The sequence below is a fragment of the Bacillus sp. SA1-12 genome (assembly GCF_000981385.1).
Classification (GTDB): domain Bacteria; phylum Bacillota; class Bacilli; order Bacillales; family Bacillaceae; genus Metabacillus.
Genome location: NZ_LATZ01000017.1, coordinates 62,041 through 83,308, shown reverse-complemented (window position 1 = coordinate 83,308; position 21,268 = coordinate 62,041). Strand labels below are relative to the sequence as shown.

The 21,268-nt window shown below is 36.0% G+C and carries 19 protein-coding genes; 8 read left to right on the top strand and 11 right to left on the bottom strand.

Features of this window, described 5'->3' with window-relative positions:
- Window positions 1–211: 211 nt before the first annotated feature.
- Both WQ54_RS12000 and WQ54_RS11995 read left to right on the top strand, forming a co-directional pair.
- Window positions 212–697, top strand: a complete 486-nt coding sequence (locus tag WQ54_RS12000; RefSeq protein WP_197089588.1) for a class I SAM-dependent methyltransferase — start codon at window positions 212–214, stop codon at window positions 695–697.
- Between the two features lie 182 nt (window positions 698–879).
- Window positions 880–1,740 carry a metallophosphoesterase gene (locus tag WQ54_RS11995; protein ID WP_046516799.1) on the top strand — a complete coding sequence of 287 codons (861 nt, stop codon included), beginning with the start codon at window positions 880–882 and terminating at the stop codon, window positions 1,738–1,740.
- Between the two features lie 62 nt (window positions 1,741–1,802).
- Here the strand turns inward: WQ54_RS11995 and WQ54_RS11990 are convergent, their stop codons facing one another.
- Together WQ54_RS11990 and WQ54_RS11985 are read right to left on the bottom strand one after the other, a co-directional pair.
- Window positions 1,803–2,531 carry a TIGR02206 family membrane protein gene (locus tag WQ54_RS11990; protein WP_046516796.1) on the bottom strand — a complete coding sequence of 243 codons (729 nt, stop codon included), beginning with the start codon at window positions 2,529–2,531 and terminating at the stop codon, window positions 1,803–1,805.
- 269 nt (window positions 2,532–2,800) lie between these two features.
- Window positions 2,801–3,676 carry an aldo/keto reductase gene (locus WQ54_RS11985; protein ID WP_231597517.1) on the bottom strand — a complete coding sequence of 292 codons (876 nt, stop codon included), beginning with the start codon at window positions 3,674–3,676 and terminating at the stop codon, window positions 2,801–2,803.
- 247 nt (window positions 3,677–3,923) lie between these two features.
- On the opposite strand from WQ54_RS11985, the gene WQ54_RS11980 reads away from it, so the two are divergent.
- Entirely contained in the window at window positions 3,924–4,502 is a 579-nt protein-coding gene (locus WQ54_RS11980; protein ID WP_046516792.1) for a DUF502 domain-containing protein, read from the top strand.
- Between the two features lie 358 nt (window positions 4,503–4,860).
- Here the strand turns inward: WQ54_RS11980 and WQ54_RS11975 are convergent, their stop codons facing one another.
- Window positions 4,861–5,604 carry an SDR family NAD(P)-dependent oxidoreductase gene (locus WQ54_RS11975; RefSeq protein WP_046516791.1) on the bottom strand — a complete coding sequence of 248 codons (744 nt, stop codon included), beginning with the start codon at window positions 5,602–5,604 and terminating at the stop codon, window positions 4,861–4,863.
- Between the two features lie 298 nt (window positions 5,605–5,902).
- On the opposite strand from WQ54_RS11975, the gene WQ54_RS11970 reads away from it, so the two are divergent.
- A complete protein-coding gene (locus tag WQ54_RS11970) occupies window positions 5,903–6,829 on the top strand; it encodes an aldo/keto reductase family oxidoreductase (protein WP_046516788.1) in 927 nt (308 codons plus the stop codon).
- A 424-nt stretch (window positions 6,830–7,253) separates the two neighbouring features.
- On the opposite strand, the gene WQ54_RS11965 is transcribed toward WQ54_RS11970, so the two are convergent.
- From WQ54_RS11965 to WQ54_RS11945, 6 genes are all read right to left on the bottom strand, one after another.
- The gene (locus WQ54_RS11965; protein ID WP_046516786.1) at window positions 7,254–8,813 is read right to left on the bottom strand and encodes a fatty acid--CoA ligase; all 1,560 of its coding nucleotides are present in this window, start codon (window positions 8,811–8,813) and stop codon (window positions 7,254–7,256) included.
- Between the two features lie 231 nt (window positions 8,814–9,044).
- On the bottom strand, window positions 9,045–9,581 hold the full coding sequence (locus tag WQ54_RS11960) for a nitroreductase family protein (protein ID WP_046516784.1): 537 nt from the start codon (window positions 9,579–9,581) through the stop codon (window positions 9,045–9,047).
- Window positions 9,582–9,680: 99 nt separating this feature from the next.
- Window positions 9,681–9,815: a hypothetical protein gene (locus WQ54_RS35260; RefSeq protein ID WP_269431568.1), complete on the bottom strand. Its 135-nt coding sequence runs from the start codon at window positions 9,813–9,815 to the stop codon at window positions 9,681–9,683.
- A 462-nt stretch (window positions 9,816–10,277) separates the two neighbouring features.
- Window positions 10,278–12,092 (bottom strand): response regulator, encoded by a 1,815-nt coding sequence (locus WQ54_RS11955; protein WP_046516781.1) that lies wholly within the window; start codon window positions 12,090–12,092, stop codon window positions 10,278–10,280.
- On the bottom strand, window positions 12,064–12,903 hold the full coding sequence (locus tag WQ54_RS11950) for a protein-glutamate O-methyltransferase CheR (RefSeq protein WP_046516841.1): 840 nt from the start codon (window positions 12,901–12,903) through the stop codon (window positions 12,064–12,066). Before WQ54_RS11950 ends, WQ54_RS11955 begins: the two co-directional genes overlap by 29 nt.
- A gap of 25 nt (window positions 12,904–12,928) precedes the next feature.
- Window positions 12,929–15,598: an ATP-binding protein gene (locus WQ54_RS11945; RefSeq protein ID WP_046516779.1), complete on the bottom strand. Its 2,670-nt coding sequence runs from the start codon at window positions 15,596–15,598 to the stop codon at window positions 12,929–12,931.
- Between the two features lie 354 nt (window positions 15,599–15,952).
- Here WQ54_RS11945 and WQ54_RS11940 point away from each other — a divergent pair, with 354 nt between their 5' ends.
- Genes WQ54_RS11940 through WQ54_RS11930 form a run of 3 tightly spaced genes read left to right on the top strand, consistent with a single transcriptional unit; the run spans window position 15,953 to window position 19,266 of the window.
- On the top strand, window positions 15,953–17,404 hold the full coding sequence (locus tag WQ54_RS11940; protein ID WP_046516838.1) for a circularly permuted type 2 ATP-grasp protein: 1,452 nt from the start codon (window positions 15,953–15,955) through the stop codon (window positions 17,402–17,404).
- A gap of 39 nt (window positions 17,405–17,443) precedes the next feature.
- Window positions 17,444–18,406 (top strand): alpha-E domain-containing protein, encoded by a 963-nt coding sequence (locus WQ54_RS11935; RefSeq protein WP_046516776.1) that lies wholly within the window; start codon window positions 17,444–17,446, stop codon window positions 18,404–18,406.
- Complete coding sequence (locus tag WQ54_RS11930) at window positions 18,403–19,266, top strand: transglutaminase family protein (protein WP_046516773.1); 864 nt, start codon at window positions 18,403–18,405, stop codon at window positions 19,264–19,266. Before WQ54_RS11935 ends, WQ54_RS11930 begins: the two co-directional genes overlap by 4 nt.
- 76 nt (window positions 19,267–19,342) lie before the next feature.
- Here the strand turns inward: WQ54_RS11930 and WQ54_RS11925 are convergent, their stop codons facing one another.
- Window positions 19,343–20,251: an endonuclease/exonuclease/phosphatase family protein gene (locus WQ54_RS11925; RefSeq protein ID WP_052737762.1), complete on the bottom strand. Its 909-nt coding sequence runs from the start codon at window positions 20,249–20,251 to the stop codon at window positions 19,343–19,345.
- Window positions 20,252–20,572: 321 nt separating this feature from the next.
- On the opposite strand from WQ54_RS11925, the gene WQ54_RS11920 reads away from it, so the two are divergent.
- Window positions 20,573–20,977 (top strand): (deoxy)nucleoside triphosphate pyrophosphohydrolase, encoded by a 405-nt coding sequence (locus WQ54_RS11920; RefSeq protein ID WP_197089587.1) that lies wholly within the window; start codon window positions 20,573–20,575, stop codon window positions 20,975–20,977.
- A 49-nt stretch (window positions 20,978–21,026) separates the two neighbouring features.
- Here WQ54_RS11920 and WQ54_RS34265 read toward each other — a convergent pair whose 3' ends face one another.
- Complete coding sequence (locus WQ54_RS34265) at window positions 21,027–21,197, bottom strand: hypothetical protein (protein WP_197089586.1); 171 nt, start codon at window positions 21,195–21,197, stop codon at window positions 21,027–21,029.
- Window positions 21,198–21,268: the final 71 nt, after the last annotated feature.

Below are 21,268 nucleotides of genomic sequence, written 5' to 3'. Positions count from 1 at the left end.
ATCCAAACTTGTCCAGTTACTTATCATGTATTGCCATATTTAATTGAGAACATAATAAACTCGAATAAGCAAAGGAACAAAATCTTAGCAAAAATTAATATAAGCGCAGGTGCCTTACATGCAACTTACTCCCAGAATATATCACTCGTTTATAAGGCCTAAATGGACAACAAAAAGATACATCCAAAATCATATACAAAGTCATTTTGATTTGACTGATAAAAAAGTACTTGATTTTGGTTCGGGTACAGGAGCTAATTGCACTTTATGTACACCGTCTCATTACGTTGGGATTGATCCTGATCTAAAAAGGATCAACTTTGCCAAACAAAAGTATGCACCATACCAGTTTGAAGTTTTTTTAGGAAATGAGCTTCCTGCAGATGACAATAGCTTTGATTTTATTTTGATCATTGCCGTGCTGCACCATATTCCTCCAGAATCAATTAAAGCTTATGTAAAGGAATTTAAAAGGATTTTAAATTCAAATGGAAGAATTGTCATTATGGAACCATTCTTTTCAGAAAAAACACCAATTAGCAACTTGTTCATGAAGTATAACGATAAAGGTGATTACATTCAAAGTGAAGAGGCTTATTTAAGTTATTTTACAAACGAAGAATTTAAATGCAATGTACTAAAAAAATTTAAAAAGTGCTTCTTTTATAATGAATTGTATTTTACTGCTTCTCTTTAATCTTGATACCTTTCTTAGTAACAAAGGGCTCCTTTCATCATTCATGAACAACCTGTATAACATAACCTTAAAAAAAGCTGTTTAAATTGTTCAGCTTTTTCTTTTTTGATTTTTACCCCAGTAATTACCTCTAATATTCGGCTATCAATTCCTCTATAATGTGTTGTGGGGAGGAGATAGAAATGATATTAATTTTTTTCGTATTTTTCCTGATCGCTTTATTGCTCCTTTTTTATAAAGCATATAAAAATACTCAAAAAGTGGTATTAAATAAAGTTAATTTATCTACAGCAGACACTCATTCTTCACATGAACCGCTTTTAAATATATTGCAAATCTCAGATATGCACCTTGAAAATATTTCAATTTCACCTGATCAACTATACAACAAGTTAGCAAATGAAAAAATCGATTTAATTGCTCTAACAGGAGATTTCCTGGATAGGAAAAAAACTATCCCTAAACTTATTCCTTATCTGGAAATGTTAAATCGTTTAAATGCAGCATATGGGATCTATGTGGTTTTCGGTAATCACGACTATATCTTAAAACAAAAGGAATTTGGGTTATTGAAAGACCTATTGCAAAAACATGGCTGTAAAACTCTTCAGAACGAAAATGACTCCATTATTATTAAAGGAAAACGTGTTAATATTATCGGAGTTGATGACTTTCATACAAAAAGAAGCAACCTTAAAATGTCATTTATGCATCTAAAAGAAGGATATAATCTAGTTTTAACTCATGATCCTAATATTGTCCTTAATATGAAGGATTTCCATTATGAATACCTCCTATCAGGCCATTTTCACGGTGGACAAATTCACTGGCCTAAACCATATCACCTCGCAAAACTTGGTCGTACAATGATGAAAATGAATATGATAAAAGGTTTACAATATTATCATGAAAAACCTTTTTATATTAGTGAAGGATTGGGACAAACATCTCTAAACATTAGAATTGGCAGTCGCCCAGAAATAACCCTTCATCAACTTCCTTTAAACAAAATAGAAAAGAAAGAGGCTCTGGCAGCAGGATAATGTCAGAGTCTCTTTCTTTTAATTTTAAAAGTATCAATAAAAGAAACTGTTAGAATCCTTCGTTATGACGATCCGTCAAATTTCCTTTTTAACCAAAATGGGCTGTATAAAAGATAAAAGATTATGATCATGATCACCTCTACTGAAAGCAGATACCATGGCCATGGTCCGAGAAAATCCAGTAGAGAAGCATTTTTTGGTTTGTTCATGATGTACAAATAATTAGCCCCTAACCACTTATTAAGGAAAAATACACAAACTCCATAAATATTAACAATCAGGACAGTCATCCACAAGGACCGCAGTGTTGGACGATAATGAAAGGCTAACACCATAAATAAACAAGTAAGCACAACTCCACCATGTGAGATAAAAAACTCGATATACTGAAAATGAGGAAATGAAAAACGGCCTAGATCAGGTGTTAAAATGGCTTGTATTGAGCTTCCCAGCCCTGCAAAATATAAAAATTGAAAAAGTCTCAAGTTTTTCGTGAAAAGCAATACAATAGCAAGAAGAACGGACAAATCACTAAGATGAAGCGGTAAAGCATCTTTTGGGGACCAGGCATTCTCACTTACAAGCCATATATGATAACCTATATCAGAAGCTATCAGTAAAAATAATAGAAAAAAACGAAGGAACATTCTTAACCCCTGTTTTTCAAGCTGCCTTCTAAAAATAAATAAAAGAAGACAAAGAACAAAGATGATCGCAATAGTGATGATATGCTCTTTTGAAAAAAGACGAAACGGTTCTTGTTTTGTGTGAAATTGAAAAAAATTTTGCATTTTAGTCTCCATTTTTTTAAGAGTAGAAGTACGTTTATCTAAACCTGAACAAAAGATATTTCAAGACCTGAAGATAGTTCCAATCATCCTTATTATTTTCACCCAGGATTACAATTATTCGAATCCTTCTTAGATTACATCAGCTCTCCCTGTAGGTTCTTTTATTTAAAGAAAAAGAGGGCTGCCTTAAAATTAGTCCTCCTCTAACACCATAAATGATGTTAAAGGAGGCACTGACATCTTAAGACAGCCCACCTTATTCTACTGACTTATGCGTTAATTGCTTGCGGATGGTCAAGTGTAACTAGATTTGCAGCCGCAGCATTTAATTCAACTTGCTCTACATTTTTACATCCTGGAATGACACTTGTGACAGCTTCATGTTTAAGACACCATGCAAGAGCCCATTGTGCCATGTTCACACCTTCTGGAACTTCGTTTTGCTGAATGCTCTCTACAAGTTGAAGTTGTCTCTCTACTTGGCTTTGATCATGATTATGGCGAACATCGCTTTTGCCAAACACAGCTCCTGGCTTATATTTACCACTTAAATACCCGCTCGCTAATGGAACACGAGCCAGGACTCCTAGGTTTTGACGTATACAGGATGGAAAAACCTCTTGCTCTGGAACGGTATCTAACCGATTGTAAACGACTTGAATGACACTTGCATTGACTTCTGAGGCTAAATCTGTTTGGTAAATATTATTGTTCGCACCAATTGATAGTCCCAGGTGACGAATTTTCCCTGCTTTGATTTGCTTGTCCAGCATGGTCCACAATTCATCATTTTTAAACTCTTCCTCACTACCGGAATGGAATTGATAAAGGTCAATATAGTCTGTTTGAAGCGCCCGCAAAGAGTCCTCTAATTGCTGTAGTACTTCATCTGCCGACCAATGTCTTGTTCGTTCAAAAACATCATGAAAATGATGGCCGAATTTTGTGGCAACCACCCAATCTTCTCTCTTATTTTTCACTAAATATTCACCGATAAATTTTTCGGATAAATGGTCTCCATAACATTCAGCTGTATCAATTAAATTAATCCCCGTTTCCTTTGCCTTATCTAATATCGCATCTACTTCATGCTGCGTGAAATTCTTTCCCCATTCTCCGCCGAATTGCCATGTTCCAATACCAATAACAGATACATCTAATCCCGTTTTCCCTTATCTGCGATACTTCATCCTTTTTACCCCTTTCAAGTGAAATAGATAAATACCAATTATTATTCTATAGGAATAATCTGACCTCTTAAAGTAGTGAAATGACTTATATCTACTGTAATAAACGAAAGCAACTATAAAATTTGTAGCAGATCTTTATTGTCTTCATGTCGATTATTGTCATAAAATAAGATAATAGCAGATAGAAAAAGAGGAGATAAATATGAAAAGTATTTTACGAAGCTTTATTAACGGAATTCTAACGATTGTCCCGATTATTCTTGTTATATATGTTGTCTATAAAACGTTTATGTTTTTGGACGGGATTCTTGGCAGTGTGTTAAAGCCTTATTTTAAAGATGATTATATTCCGGGAATTGGTATATTATTTACCTTTATTCTGATCACCATTTTAGGCTGGCTCTCTACAAAAGTTTTCACCGGCGCCCTTTTTCGATTAGTCGATAGATTGCTTGAAAAGATACCCGTTATCAAAACAATCTACTCGGTTATTAAGGATACAATTAATTCCTTTCTGGGTGAGAAAAAATCATTTTCAAAGGTTGCAATCATTACGATCCCGGGAACAAATATGAAAAGTATAGGGTTTATCACAACAGAGGATTTAGAAAGCTTTTATGATCCATTGAAGGATCATGTTGCTGTCTATATTCAACAAACGTTTCAAATAGCAGGATTCACTTTTTTAATTCCTAAAGATGAAGTAGAAATTATTGATGTAAAGCCTGAGGATGCGATGAAATTTATCCTCTCAGGCGGGATGACTTCAACAGATAAATAATCAATCTTACTTTGAGCATGAGCACCTGCTTTTTGATTGGCGCTCATGCTTTACAATAGTTGACATTAATTCGCCTCTAACTTCAAGCCTTTTGCAATGTCATTGTGACATAAATACTATCTTTTTCTTTAACATAGTACCATCCATCGTACGAAGAAGCAGTTTCCAGCTCTTCAAGAGTAGATGATGTAGCCTGAGCAGTCGGCTGTGCTTATATATAACAAGTATATATACCAACACGCAATCAACTTTTCTCTTGCCTTCCAATAAGGCTCCAGATGCTTAATCTGTTATAAGTGAAAGAACAAAGGACGGAAACATTTGTTATTCCGCCCTATTTATATCCGTACTATTATTCTTAAACAGCAGTATAGCCTCCATCTATCATTAAGGAAGCACCTGTGACAAAATCATTCTCAACCAAAAAGACAATTCCGTGTGCAATTTCAGATGCTTTGCCAAGTCTGCCGATCGGATGCCTTGCCACTAATCCATCATAAAATTCTCCGAGAGCTTCCTTGTTCACCATTCCAGATTCCACGTATCCAGGACAAACTGCATTGACTCTAATATTTTTACTTGCGTATTCTACAGCCAAGGATTTCGTCAAGATATTAACTGCACCTTTACTAGCATTATAAGCAAAAGCACCAGCTTCTCCTACATGCCCTAAAATGGAAGCTGTATTTACAATTGAACCTCCGCCGGTTTTAAGCATTTCTCGAATTGCGTATTTAGCACCGAAGAAAACCCCATCTTGGTTGATGGAAATGACTCGATGATAATCCTCATAAGTAAGCTCGTGAGTAGTAGAAAGAATACCCACTCCTGCGTTATTTACCATTACATCCAGCTTCCCGTAGGTCTTTACCGTTTCAGCTACAAGGTTTTCAACCGATTTTTCATCTGCGACATCTACTTTTATAAAAAAGACGTCTGCTCCTTTTTCTTTTAGTTCTTTTTCAACAGCTTTTCCGCCCTCTTCGTTAAAGTCGGATATAACAACCTTTGCCCCTTTTTCAACGAAAGCCTCTGCTGTTGCTAAACCAATTCCAGATGCTCCCCCTGTTACAATAGCAACTTTACCATTTAAATTCGTCATACTCTTTACCTCCTATGTACATTCATTTAACTATTCCATTATTTTATAATGCTTCTTTCCACTAAAAATATAATAGTAAACCTCCCCTTTATTTACTTTCATCCTCTTAGAGCATGAATAACACTATTGGCAGGAAGTATGTTTTTATAAAAGACGGGAAAATGTAAACGGAATCATTTTAGATGACGAATACGAAAGAATAAGATATGATATATTCTGAGTTGGATAAAACCAATCATAATCTTATTGAAAACTCTTGCTAGAAAGACACTTTCATATCAAAGAGGAGGCAATTCACTTGAAATACATACCTATGGGTAATACTGATTTAAAAGCATCAAATATTATTATGGGTAATATGCGAATCACCCAGCTTTCGCTTTCTGAGGTTGAACAATTAATTCGGACCGCAATGGATGAAGGGATTAATTTCTTTGATCACGCTGATATTTATGGTGCTGGAGAATGTGAAACCATCTTTGCTAATGCTATTAACATGAATGATGATATCCGTGAGAAGATGATTATTCAAAGCAAATGCGGCATTCGTGCAAAAGAAAATTATTTTGACTTTTCGAAACAGCATATTATCCATTCTGTAGATGGTATTTTAAAAAGATTAAAAACAGATTATTTGGACATCCTTCTTCTCCATCGCCCTGATACGTTAATGGAGCCTGAAGAAGTTGCAGAGGCCTTCGAAAATCTATATGAGTCTGGTAAGGTAAAATATTTCGGTGTCTCTAATCATAACCCAATGCAAATGCAACTGTTGCAAAAATATCTTCCTCACAAATTAATTGTCAATCAATTACAGTTAAGTGTTGTACATACACCAATTATTGATTCTGGCATCGCGTTAAATATGAATATTGATCAATCTATCAATCGTGATGCAAGTATATTGGATTTTTGCCGCTTGAATGATATTACCGTCCAAGCATGGTCACCTTTCCAAAAAGGCTTTTTTGAAGGTGTTTTTCTTGGAGACACGGAGAACTATGCGGAATTGAATCTATTAATCAATGATCTTGCGAACAAATATGATGTGACAGCTACCGCTATCGCAACTGCTTGGATCACAAGACATCCAGCAAATATCCAGGTTGTTACAGGGACAACCAATGCTCAGCGATTGAAAGATGCTTGCAAAGGCTCTGATATTCCATTAACAAGGGAAGAGTGGTATCAGCTTTATAAAGCAGGGGGAAAAATCGTACCATAATTGCCTGGAGATGGTTTCATTACAGCATAGAAAATGCTCAGAGTTATTAACTTTGAGCATTTTTTTTATCCTATTTTTTTATGCCCTGAGTTAATGCTTTGGACAGGGTTCTACAGAATAAAGGCATTGCCAAGCAAGAACAAGGGATCATCATTTGCAGGCACATAAATAAGATAACCAAATTCTAATTGCTCGACAAATTCGTTTTTCTAATTAAAGATTAAGTTGTAATAATTGGACTAAAGAGCAAGTACGACAGAACGTATTTGTTTTAATAAAAAAATAAATTAGGGGTTCCTAGAGCAGCTTCCATTGTATCCTTCAACTTAAAAAACACCCGAGTATTTTGCACTAATTCCAAGATGGATTCTTATTTGATTATTACCTATTATTCTATTGAATAATTTTTCACATACATGACTCCCTATTTCATCTCAAAATTTCTAATTTCTTCACGTAATAAGAACTTCTGAATTTTACCGCTTGCATTTCTGGGCAATTGTTCAACAAAAAAATACTCTCGTGGTCGTTTATAGGCTGCTAGCTTCTCAGAATACTTGCAAAAAGCCTCAAGGTCCTCAGCTGTCACATTTTGATCCTTTTTCACAACAATGGCAATAACCTTCTCTCCCCATAGTTCATCAGGATGACCTAATACAGCTACATCTAATACTCCTTCGTGCTCATAAAGCACATCCTCTACCTCACGAGGGTAGACATTTTCTCCGCCGCTAATAATCATATCATCCACTCGGTCTGCGACATACAGATAGCCGTCAGAGTCTAAATATCCTAAATCACCTGAATGATACCAGCCTTTATAAAGTGCCTTTTCATTAGCATCTTCTCGATTAAAATATCCAGACATCATACATGGTCCTTTGACTATAATCTCCCCCACTTCTCCTGGGGGCAAAATTTTCTCAGGTTCAGATGGACCATTTTCATTTTGTTTGACGACTCTTATCTCATGATTTAAACAGGCTCTCCCAGCAGATCCTGCTTTTGTAAGCTGTTCATCCTTTCCTAAAAATGTTATAGCCGGCCCCATTTCGGTCATTCCATAGGCTTGGACAAGATCAATCCCCAAACTTTCCTTACATGCCCTTACTAATACAGGTGCCATTGGAGCTGCCCCATAGAGCCCCAGCTTTAATGACGATAAATCATATCGTTCGTGATTTTCTTGAAGAAGCATATTCCACATCGTTGGAGCTGCAAATACCTTTGTGATTTTTTCAGCCTCAATCGTTGATAAAACTTCTTTTGCTTCAAAATGATGGATGATTACATTGGCAGCACCTGCATGAACTCGAGGTAAAAAACAGCAATGAAGCTCAGCACAATGAAACATTGGTGCAGTAACAAGCCCTATATCATTTGGTGTAATATTTAACGAACTGATACAAATTAAGCTTTGCTCAATCATGTCCCGATGGCGATGCATGACTCCTTTGGGCCGCCCTGTCGTCCCGCTTGTATACATAATTGCATATGTATCAGTTTCTAAAACTTGAATATCCGGATTAGCAGTAGATGCTGCTGTTACTCTTTCATGGTAAGAAACTGCATAAGAAGGGACAGTTTCGTCAATCGACCAAAATGAAATGGAAGGAAATTGTTTATGGATTTTGGCGATTTGAGATTCCAGCACTTGTTCAAACAAAACAATTTTTGGTTCTGCATCTTGTAAAATAAAAGCTAGCTCCTCCGCTTTTAAACGGAAATTAATTGGGTTAATAATCGCTCCGATCTTTGCAGCAGCAAAATAAACGGTTCCTAATTCATATGAATTAAAAAGGAAAGTTGAAACCCGGTCACCCTTTTGGACACCAGAAGCAATTAGGGCATTTGCAAGTTTATTTACTTCTTCGTTCCACTCACGAAATGTCCAGCGAATGCCTCTGGTTCGATCTATCAAGGCTGCCTTATTTGGAAATTTTGTTACTGTTTGCTCAATCAGCTTGCCAATAGTTAGATACATATACCATTCCTCCCAGCAATAGAAAGCGCTTACGTTTTTTTAAAAAAACACTAACTATCCTTTTAAAGTTATTTCTCCGATAGTAAGAAAATTCCTTGTACAATTTCAAAATAAAAAAACACCGCTGAAAAATAAATCGATACGGTGTACATGTTGAAGATCATCTTTGCTATATTTTTCAAAAGTGTCTCTATTGATTAAAGGACTATTTTTTGTTTAACATAGCAGTCTTTAGTCGTTCTTGCTTCGGAAACTATCGAAGTAGATAATCTCGTTTTTACTTATCATATCCTTCTTATTCGGTTTCTCTTTCGCATATCCTAGTCCCAATATCGTTAAAACTCTCCGATCTTTCGGTATGTTTAAGGCATTTCTTACATAGGCTTCTCTCTGTTCCGATTCCACCTCATCCACTGCATTAAAGACTGCACCAAATGCACAACCTAACCCCGCATTTACAGCAGCTAACCAAATATAACCGCTTGCAATGGAAGAATCCTGTATCCAATATTTACCAACCGATAGCCTCCCTGTTATAACGATGCCAGCATTTGCTTCTTTTAACCATGGCATATATGGAGTCGTATTCGCAAGGTGATCAAGCATCACTCTATCTTTTACCACAATAAATTCACGGGAAGGTAAATTATTGCCGGTTGGTGATAACCATGCTACTTCCAGAATCTCCTCAATGATTTCTTTCGGAATTGATTGTTCTGTAAAACTGCTAATCTCCCGCCTATTGTTTACTACATGAATAAATTCCATTCTATCTCTCCATTCTTAATTGGTCTCGTGATTTAAGTTTGGAATAAAATAAAAATGATACGTTTATGATGACAAGTTTCAGCATAAAACCAAAATTCATTATTGATCTTGTTCTTCTTTACTACATGAAAAACAATAGAGGATTTTATCATCTGTTATAACTCCATTTAAAAATCCATCCAAACAATAGATTGTCTTATGACAAACAGAGCACTTGCCAACTTTCTCCTGCATATGTTTCACTCCTTACATAAAGTAGAACTGCTTACTTAAAGTATACATGAGATTTACAAATTCATAGAAAAATAATGGATGATCTCTAAATTAATACAACTCTGTACCGCGAGATTCGGAATCATTTAATACCTTTAAAGGTTGACTATTAGGCTAGACGACATGGACAGAATCAGCAAATGAGTAAATGAATCCACCATAAGTAAGGCTTAGGATGAGACCAATGAAAAAGGAACCGGATGGGACTCATGATCACGGTTTATCTGAGATACATTATGGTACGATCGAAGTTATTTGTGATAAGGGAGGGCTGTAGGTCAATTGAAAGAGTAGTTTTTCCAAAAATGCAATAATAAGACTGACGTTCATATAGTAAGTAAATCAATTTGTAGACATTTTATCTATATTAAAAAAAGAAGTAATTACCTGCTTAATAGATTGGATAATAACTTCTTTTTATTTTTATCCGATTAATTCATCTTCTGTTACTAGTTTTTCATTACTTGAAAAGCTGACAAAAAATGTCGTCCCTTTGCTGTTAGAATCGATTTTAATCGTTGCATGATGTTCAGAAGCTACTTTGTGACAGATCGATAAGCCAAGACCGGTTCCATTTTTCTTTGTACTGAAAAACGGGGTGCCAATTTTATCGATGATTTCTTGTTTTATTCCTTTGCCTTGATCCTTAATCGCTAGGACAACCTCATCATCTTTATAATATGTTTGAATATTCAAAGTCCCCCCTGCAGACATCGCTTCAAGCCCATTAAGAGAAAGGTTTAGAATTAATTGCCTGATTTCCCTTTCATTAATACGAATCTCGGGACATGCCCCTAAATCAAGATGTACGTGCTGCCCAACGTACATGGCTTTTGCCTGAATTAGCGGATACAGGGTTTCTATCACTTCATTAATATTCTTCCTAGTACGCTTTGACGTATTTGTTTTTGATACTGAGAGAAATTCCGTAATGATATTATGAGCTCTGTCCAGCTCTTCAATCATGATATCGATAAATTCAGATGAAGGGAAATCCTTCGACATTTGCAAAAAACCGCGAATGGTAGTCATCGGATTTCGCACTTCATGGACGATTCCTGATGCCATTTCTCCAACTAGATTCAACCTGTCTAACCGCTCCATTTCTTTTTCTACTAAAACCCTTTCAGTTACATCGGTAATGACTGAAAGGAGGCATTTCTCATTATGCACCATTAAAATTTCAGTGGATAGCAACCCTTCACGAAGCTCTCCGGATTTATTTAAGTATTTTATCCTGCTGCTATGAATGGGATGAACTAGATCAGCTAGTTCTATGACTGTTTCACTTGAATCCTCATGATACACAATATATTTTAATAGATCTGTCGTTTGATTAAGTACATCGTCATAGCGTTCGTAGCCGGAATACGTCAGCCAGCTTTTATTTACATTTATAAACCGCCAATCTTCTAGGGATCTCAAAGATACTAAACATGGTGTTGCCTCAAAGATTTTTCGAAAACGCTCTTCTTCTATTAATTTTCGCTCGGTTACATCCCTTATGGAACACACATAAACAAGATTACCCTTGATTTTTGCTTCGCCAATTTGGATATCAGCTGGAAATACCGTTGAATTCTTTCGAAGAGCATTCATCTCAATAATGGTTCCTATTTGCTTTGAATCGTTGGTGATCCTTTTTATTTCAGGGAGAATTTCACTGATGTTCTTCCCTATTAATTCTGCTTCATTGTAGCCAAACATGTTGAAAACGGCAGGATTTACAGAAATCATCTCCCCTTGGTTTCCATAGGTAATCAGCGTATCAGCTAATGTTTCTCCAATTACCTTCATCACTTCATTTTGAAACTTAATTTGTTCCTGGTATTGGTGGACTTTCACAAATGCATCAATTTTCATCTTCAATGTCTCAGGATGGAAGGGTTTAAAAATGTAATCAATCGCACCTGCACGATACCCCTCTTTTACATGGTCTATAGCCTGACTAATGGCTGTTATAAATATAATGGGAATTTGCTTAGATTTTTCACGGGACTTTATGATCCTGGCGGTTTCAAATCCATCAATCCCAGGCATTTGAACATCCAGTAAGATGACGGCAATCTCTTCGATCAACACGTGCTTTAATGCTTCTTCACCAGATCTTGCACATATCAGATGATACTCAGGAGATGTTAGTACACTTTTAAGTGCCAGTAGATTTTCAGGTCTGTCATCTACTAATAAAATCTTTACTTTATTCTTTCTATTTGATTTTTCTAAATAGCTTTTCATCTGAATCCAACTCCTCATAATACGCACTATGGCTTGTAAAAGCAAGATCTTCCTTTTTCCCTATCCCTAATATTCCGGATGATACCAAGCTGTTATAGAATAAGTCATGTACCCTGTTTTGTAAGGTTGTATCAAAATAAATCATGACATTTCTGCATAGAATGACATGAAATTCATTAAAGGAATGATCAACCGCTAAATTATGTTGAGCGAATACGATATTTTCACGAAGAAAGGAGTGAAAACATGCCTTGCCGTCTTTCACAGAATAATATTCACTAAACGCCTTCTTACCGCCTGAATGCAGATAATTTTTCGTGTATAGTTGCATTTTTTTTAATGGGAAAAGGCCTGATTTAGCCGTTTCAATTGCCGTTTCGTTTATATCTGTTGCATAAAGTGTTGCTTTCTCATATAAGCCTTCTTCATATAAAAGAATAGCCATGGAGTAAACCTCTTCACCAGTAGAACAGCCTGCATGCCAAATACGAATCACAGGGTATTCTCTTAACATTGGAATAATCTTTGTACGAAAAGAGTTAAAAAAACTAGGATCACGAAACATTTCAGTTACGGTGATCGAAAAATCCTCCAAGAGACTCTTCATGATTTGAGGGTTATGCAGAACCAATTCCTGCAATCCTGATACCGATGATGCTCTCTCTAAATAGATACGATGCCATATTCTGCGGCGAATCGATGAGAAGACATAGTTTCGAAAGTCAAATCCATAGTAGCGAAAAATCCCCTCAAGCAAGAGATCAATTTCTATTTTTTCAAGTTCCTTAAGTTCTCCTTCAGTTATCAACATCTTGTCCATTGAGTGTATCTTCCACCTATCTGTACAACCACACCTTCATTAATGAAAAAAGCTGATCTAAAAATACAGGCTTGCTAATATAATCTGATGCCCCAGCCTCAATGCATTTCACCTTATCCATTTTCATTGCCTTTGCTGTAAGTGCAATGATAGGGATATTTTGGAATTCAGGTATCGCTCTTATTGCGTGGATCGTCTCATAGCCGTCCATTCCAGGCATCATAATATCCATTAAGATTAGATCGATATCAGGATTTTCCTGTAATGCCGCAATACCGCTCCTGCCGTTTTCTGCAAAGAAAATGTCCATTTGCTTCTTTTCTAATGCCGTAGTAATGGCGAAAATATTACGCATATCATCATCAACAATTAGTATTTTTTTGCCTTTGAACAGACTGTCACTATCCTGTGTTCCCTCCAGCTGTATATTCCCACTAAGATCTTCAAGTGTAGTTGCTGCTTCATCAATTAACTGCCCAGCTTCTGTTGAACAATTCTTTTCATAGACCGGTAAATATAATGTAAAGGTACTCCCTTTTCCCTGCTCACTTTCAACATCGATGCCACCGCCTAACAGTTGTGCAATTTCTTGACTAATAGAGAGGCCTAATCCCGTACCACCGTATTTCCTGCTTGTTGTTCCATCCCCTTGCTGGAATGCTTGAAAAATTAGCTTTCTTTTATCAAATGGGATTCCAATGCCTGTATCTCTTATCGAAAAGGCCAAAACAGTATCGTTATGACTTAATGTTGGATGTGTTTCCAGTTTCGCTTTATGTACATGCATGATCACTTCACCATTTTCGGTAAATTTACATGCATTTGACAATAAATTATTGATGACTTGCTGTAATCGATATTGATCTGTCCAAATCGAGCTTGGCAGTTCCTCATCCATATTTATTGAAAATCTAAGCCCCTTTTGTTTGGCCAGCGGCAAAAATTGACGTTCTGCCAAAAGACAAATTTCTTTCAGAGTGACTTCACTTGGTATGATATCGATCATACCTGACTCTATTTTAGATAAATCTAAAATTTCATTAATTAAATGCAAAAGGTCATTTCCTGATTTATAAATGGTTTCTGCATATTGAACTTGTTGATTTGTAAGATTTCCCTCTTCATTTTCTGACAACATATGAGCAAGTATTAGCAAGCTGTTCAATGGTGACCGCAATTCATGAGACATATTCGCTAAAAACTCAGACTTATAATTAGAATTCATTTCCAGCTGTTCTGCTTTTTCCTCAAGCTCCAATTTTGTTGTATTTAAATCCTTTGTTTTTTGCTCTAATCTTTTATACTGTTCTTCAAGCTTTTCATTCATGCTAATTAATTCTTCGTGCTGCAGCTGCAATTCTTCTGATTGACTTTGCAGTTCTTCTGTTAACTGTTTTGATTCTTTTAACAGCTTTTCAATCTGCATCCTACCGCTAACACTATTCACTGTGATACCAATATGATTTGCTATCTGATAAAGCAATTTTTCCTGGATATGTTCAAACCTTTTAAAAGAAGCTAATTCAATGACAACTGTCACTTCACCGGCAAATTCTACAGGTATCACTAAAAGGCTGGCTGGTTCCCCAACCCCCACTCCTGAAGTTATCTTAATATAACCAATTGGAAGGTCCGTTAAATGAATCACCTTATTTTCGAGAGCAGCTTGGCCTACAATACCTTCTCCCAGGTGATAGTTAGGGGTTTCTTTACAATGACCATTTTTTGCATAACATGCAATACTGCGGAAAAGTTTTTTATCTGATCCATCTTTCACATAAAATACTCCAAAGCTTGCTCCTACCATCGGTGTTATTTTTGATAGAAATTCCTTCGCCAATTTATCTAAATCATGAATTCCTTGGTACATTGTCGCCATTTCAGTTAAACTTGTTTCCAGCCAGCTTTTTTCCTGTAATGTTTTTGTCATTTCATTAAATGATTTGGCAATTTCGCCAATCTCATCATTCGTTTTCACTTCAATTGGAGTAAATTGAGTTATATTGCTTGAACCAGATGCGAAAGATGCTATTGCCTTTGTCATTTTTGAGAGATTTCTTTTGATATTTCTTGATATGAGAAGACCAGTGAATAAACTGATGATTAATAGAGTCATACTTACGATGATCGACATTTCCTTCATATCATTCACAAGAGCAGTATTCTCATTTCTCGCTTGTGTCATTATTTCCTGGTTTTGGTCAGTAAGATAATTCGTTAGCGGGGCAAATTTCATTCCAATAGGCATGACTTCGGTTTTAAAGTAGTCCAAAGCAGCTTGCTGATCTGAATTTTCATTAAAGATCCTTAAAAGCTCCTCATATTTTGCAGTGAATTGGATATTAAGCTTCTTTAATTCTTCAACCGCTTCTTTGCTTTCAGGTCTTGTCACTAGGATACTAGTTTCATTTATCAACAAATTTAATTCCGTATTGACTCTATGAAGCTCAGTCTCAAAATCGGGATTTGCTGTTAATAGATACCCCCGCAAACTGTTTGTTTGTTGTGTAGACAATACCTCAATGTCTTTCACATTGCTTAAAATATTGACTCGAATATCAATCATATTAGAATAAGAGCTATTGATTTTATTCATGTAATAATAAAACACTCCAATAGCTGCGCCGAATAATACCGTTACGGTAAGAAATCCCGCTATTAACTTTTTGCTAATTGTAAATCTCATGTGACCTCCCCTCTCATTTCTCTTTTTAAATATATTTTAAAGAATTTTCTGAATCTATCAAGAAATTATAAACGAAAAGATAAAAATTTTAAATACTTTTTGTTAGGTTTTCTTACATAACAAGTTATATTTTATTGTATATTAAATTTCCTAAATTAGAAATTAGTAAAAATATAACCAAATGTCATAAATTAGACACATTTTCGAGACCATTTTCGACATACAGAAGCATTTTGATTATCATATACTTTCGATATCGCTACAGATGTTACCAAAAATAACATAGTCAGGGTGACAGTTATGAAAATTTGGAATGTACCCATTTGGAGGAGAAAAAAAGTGACGGTGTTGACAATGAAAAACAATCATGTATTTGCCGATTATGCTAAGCATTCTTTTTATGATGAAATGTTTGATGAAAATGGAAATGTAAGAAGTACATACGAAAAGCTGTACCATCAGTTTTCAAAAATGGGAGCCAATAAGTTAACAAACCGCAATACCTCTATGCAATCGCAAATGATGAAACAAGGGATTACCTTTACCCTTTACGACGGAAGCAATGAAGATACCCATTCGGAGAGAACGATCCCTTTTGATATGATTCCGAGAATTATCAACTCGAAGGAATGGGAGGTTCTGGAATGCGGTTTAAAGCAAAGGGTTATTGCCTTAAACATGTTCATTAAAGATGTTTATCATGATCAGAACATCTTTAAAGATGAGATTATTCCAAGAAAAATGATTGTGACAAACCCGTATTTTATTCCTGATATGGTTGGGATGAAGATTCCAAATGATCATTATATCCCCCTTTCTGGTATTGATATTATCCGCAGTGAAACCGGAGAATTCTATGTGCTTGAAGATAATTTGCGAAGTCCATCTGGATTGTCCTATGTCTATAAAAATCGCTCCTTAATGATGCACTTATTTCCAGAGTTGTTCTTTGAATATCAGGTTCGTGAAATTAGTCAAGGATTAAATCATTTACTGGGGAGCCTGAGAAGCTTAGCACCTAATGGAAAACAGAATCCGCTTGTTGTTTTACTGACACCCGGTGTTCATAATGCTGCGTACTATGATCACACATTTCTTGCTCAAGAGATGGGCATTGAGCTTGTTGAAGGAAGAGATTTGATTGTCATTGATCAAAAGGTTTATTTAAAAAGCATCCAGGGTCTCCGTCAAGTAGATGTCATTTATCGCCGCATTGATGATGAATTTCTTGATCCTCTTGCTTTTCGGGCTGATTCCCTGCTTGGAGTACCTGGTCTCATGAATGCATATCGTGCCGGAAATGTTGCTTTAGCTAATGCCCCTGGAACAGGAATCGCAGATGATAAAGCTGTGTATGCATATGTACCAGCCATGATTCGCTATTATTTAAATGAAGAACCAATTCTAAAAAACGTTCCTACCTATATTCTTTCTAAACAGGAAGAAAAAGATCATGTCCTTGCTAATCTATCAAAAATGGTTGTTAAAGAAAGAACACTGTCAGGCGGATATGGTATGTTAATTGGTCCGACGGCAACTGCAGAAGAAATCAATGATTTTGCACTAAAAATCAAGGAGCATCCAGAACGGTATATTGCACAACCAACAATGAACCTTTCATGTGCGCCTTCTCTATCAAATGACGGTGAACCTGTACCACGCCATATTGATTTTCGTGCATTTGTATTTTCAGGGGATACTGTTCAGATTGCTCCCGGAGGACTTACCAGAGTTGCACTAAAAGAAGGATCGCTCGTTGTAAATTCTTCTCAGGGCGGCGGTACAAAAGATACTTGGGTTCTTTAAGAAAGGTTTTTGTTCAAAAAAATGATGAGGTGAAGAAACATGATGAATCGATGTGCTGAATTATTATTTTGGGTCGGACGTTATACGGAAAGGATAGAAAATCATACAAGATTAATTGATGTTAACTTTCATATGCGCCATGAACTAATAAAAAATGAGAATGAACAAGATTATATGTGGGAGCGACTTGTTTCTGCAATCGGAAATGTTGACAACTTTAATAAGAAATATAAAGAAATCAATGAACATTCAGCCATACAGTTTCTAACATTTGATAAAACAAACGCAAATTCCATCTATTCTTGCGTCCAGCAAACAAGAACAAATATGCGTGCGTTGCGGCAATTGCTTCCTGATGAATTGTGGGATATTACCAATGCTTTTTATCTTTGGTTAAAAGACCAGAATTTAAAGACTGCCCTGGAACAATCACCTTACTTCTTCTACCAACGAATTAGGGAGTGGATATCAAGCTTTAACGGAACAGCATTTTCTGTAATGGCACGTGAACAGGAATGGGATTTCCTGCATGCAGGTAAGCATTTGGAGCGTGCAGAAAATATACTGAGAATACTCTATACTATTTATATAAATTTTCTGGAGGACGGATCGCTATCACAGAAAAAGAGTGATTATAACCGGATGATTGTTCTTTTAAAATCGATCGGGGGTTATGAAGGATTTCGCAAGGTTCACGCAAACAACGTTTCGTTTGAAAGCGTAGTTGAATATATGATGCTTCACCCTACTTTTCCGCGTTCTGTTCATTATTCGTTAACTTCATTAGAAACAAATTTGCAAAATATTAGACAACAGGATTATAATTTTAGTCTTTTATCAGACCAGGCGATAGAATTAGCGGCCAAAATAAAAGATATTCTTGCTGGTAGTCAAGGAGAACTTTATGGTTTAGATTTACTCTATCAAATGTTGGGATCCTGCCATCAACTTGGGGAAACCATCACAAAGACATTTTTTCAGGAGGAGTTCGTTGGAGCGTGAAAATACAAATTACCCATCTTACAAAATATACGTATCAGCAGCCAGTAGTAGACAGCAATAATGAGATTCGTCTAACTCCCAGAACCGACGATCATCAAGTTTGCAATGAACATGCAATCTTTGTTGATCCCAAAGTGCCGCTCTTTTCTTACATAGACTATTTCGGCAATACGGTGCATCATTTTACCATCCCCTTCCCACATGAGGAACTTGAAATAAAATCACTTTCTATTGTAGAAACAGAGGAGAAGAATCATAATCAAATCTACTATTTGCCTTTTAAAACAGAAAGTGAAATTCTAGCTAGTGAGTCCTTTCAAAATCAATATGCAGAATACTTAATGGAAACGGACTATACTCGCGGTACGCCAGAATTAAAGACATTTTGTTCAGAGAAGCTACATATTGAAAAATCAGAGAATATCTATCAATTACTTGAACAAATATCAAATTTACTTTATGCAAACTTAACATATGATACACAAGCCACCCATGTTCATACGACTGTGGAAGAAACATTGCGTTTAAAACGTGGTGTATGCCAGGATTATGCACATTTAATGATTGCCATATGCCATTTATATAAAATACCTGCAAGATATGTAAGTGGTTATCAATTTATTGGAGATATCAGTAATCAGCATGTTGAAATCCAGCATGCCTCACACGCATGGGTTGAGGCCTATATCCCAATAGTCGGCTGGACAGGTTTCGACCCAACCAATAACGGAAAAATAAATTGGCGATACGTAAAAATAGGACATGGCAGAAACTACAGAGATATCGTTCCTGTGAAGGGAATATATCAGGGATTAGGGGAACAGCAATTGAATGTATCTGTTGATGTAAAAGTAATTTAGGCGGAATTTGAACTTAAAAGAGAAGAACTCCTAAGGATGCTAAGCACCTTCAGAAGTTTCTTCTCTTATCTCCATTTTAAAATGATAATGTTACATCAGCGATAACTGGAAAATGATCACTAGGAAATTGTCCATTTTTATAATAGTCCAAAATTTCGATGCTATGTGCTCGGACATTTCCCTTTGCGAGAATCCAGTCGATTCTGCGATCTGGTCCGCCTCCAGTTGGATCACGGAAGCCATTAAATGTTCCTAGATCCTCATTAACCTTTGTATCAGCTGTTTCCCATAAATCATCAAATGCACCATCGCCAGTCAATGTTTGATGCGGGACACTATCAGGGCTTGTATTAAAGTCACCAGTTAATAAGATCGGCAAATTTTGATCGAATGCTTTCGTTTTTTCCAAGATTAATTTCGCACTTTTTTCTCTTGCTTCAACTGATTGGTGATCAAAATGTGTGTTCACAACATAAAACTGCTGATTGCTTTGCTTATCAAGAAACTTTGCCCATGTTACCATTCTTGGGATGGAATTGCCCCAAGTCTTCGAACCAATTACATTAGGAGTATCTGATAACCAAAAATGGTCATACTCTAAAGGTTGATAGCGGTTTTCATTAAAAAAAATCGCTGAATATTCGCCTTTATTTCCTCCCTCTCTGCCTAAGCCAATCCATTCGTAATCAGGCAAGTTTTCTTCCAGGTCTTGAAGCTGTTGAAATAGTACCTCTTGTGTGCCAATAATATCCGGGCGCTCCATCCGAACAAGCTTCTTAATAGCTGGAAGTCGTTCTGACCAAGTATGTGGAGATGGATCAGAGGTATTTTGATATCTTAGGTTATACGTCATAACCTTTACATCCACATTAGATGGTTCCTCCGCTGCTGTTGCAGCGAATGCTTGGGATGTACCTAATAAACTGCTGCCAATGATCATCGTTACCATTGCTGCTAATAAAACTGGATATAACATTCTCTTCATTACAAATTCCCTCCCAAAAATTATGTATTACAGCAAACATCATAACGATAATATGTAAACGCTCTATTAATGACCGGTTTAGTCTTCCTAAAGATTATGTTAAAAAGGAAAAACTTTGCAGCATCAACACTTCCAATAAAAAAAGTATGATTATTGGATTATAAATGGACCGATTTTGGTAAACATTTTTATGAGGTTTTACCTAGGAAAGTTTGCAATTTGTAAATATATTTACTTTTTATTAATGTTTTTATCTTCATTTGCTTCCTGTATAGTAAAGACAATAGATAAAACTAACTCATTTAAATGGAGAAGTTCGATATGAAAACGATAAAGGTTGTAGCAGCCATCATTGAGAATGATAAGAATGAAATACTTTGCGCTCTTAGATCTTCTCATATGTCATTACCGAATATGTGGGAATTTCCTGGCGGAAAAGTTGAGAAAAATGAAGATATCTTTCATGCGATCGAAAGAGAAATAAAGGAAGAATTAGGTTGCCAAGTTAGCGGACAGTCCCTATTCCATGAAAATATTCATGAATACGATACATTCAGGGTTCATTTACTCTGTATTACATGCAAGATGACAAAGGGACTTCCAATTCCAATTGAACACGCTAAGCTAATATGGTTAAAAAGAGAACATTTAGGCTCATTAAGATGGGCGCCTGCTGACCTACCTGCTGTAAAACATTTAATAAAAGAAAGTAGTCCTTTACCTTAACAATAAAAGACTACTTTCAGGCACTGATTTTGCTTTGATGACATTCTGCCTAAAGACCGCCGCATTCCGGAGAGCTTCCTTTATTCTCTTGCTTTGGTTTTAGCGTTTCTGCATTTTCTTCTGAAACAGACTCCAATCCATATCCAGTTGAACTGATTTCCAAAACTTCTTCCTTCCTTTTTAAAGGTTTAAATGTATCTTCGAATGGATCGTTTGCCATACAAGTCCCCCTTCCTGTTTTTTTCTATTTTTCTCCATATTCATTTGATTTATTTACGATCATGAAAAAAT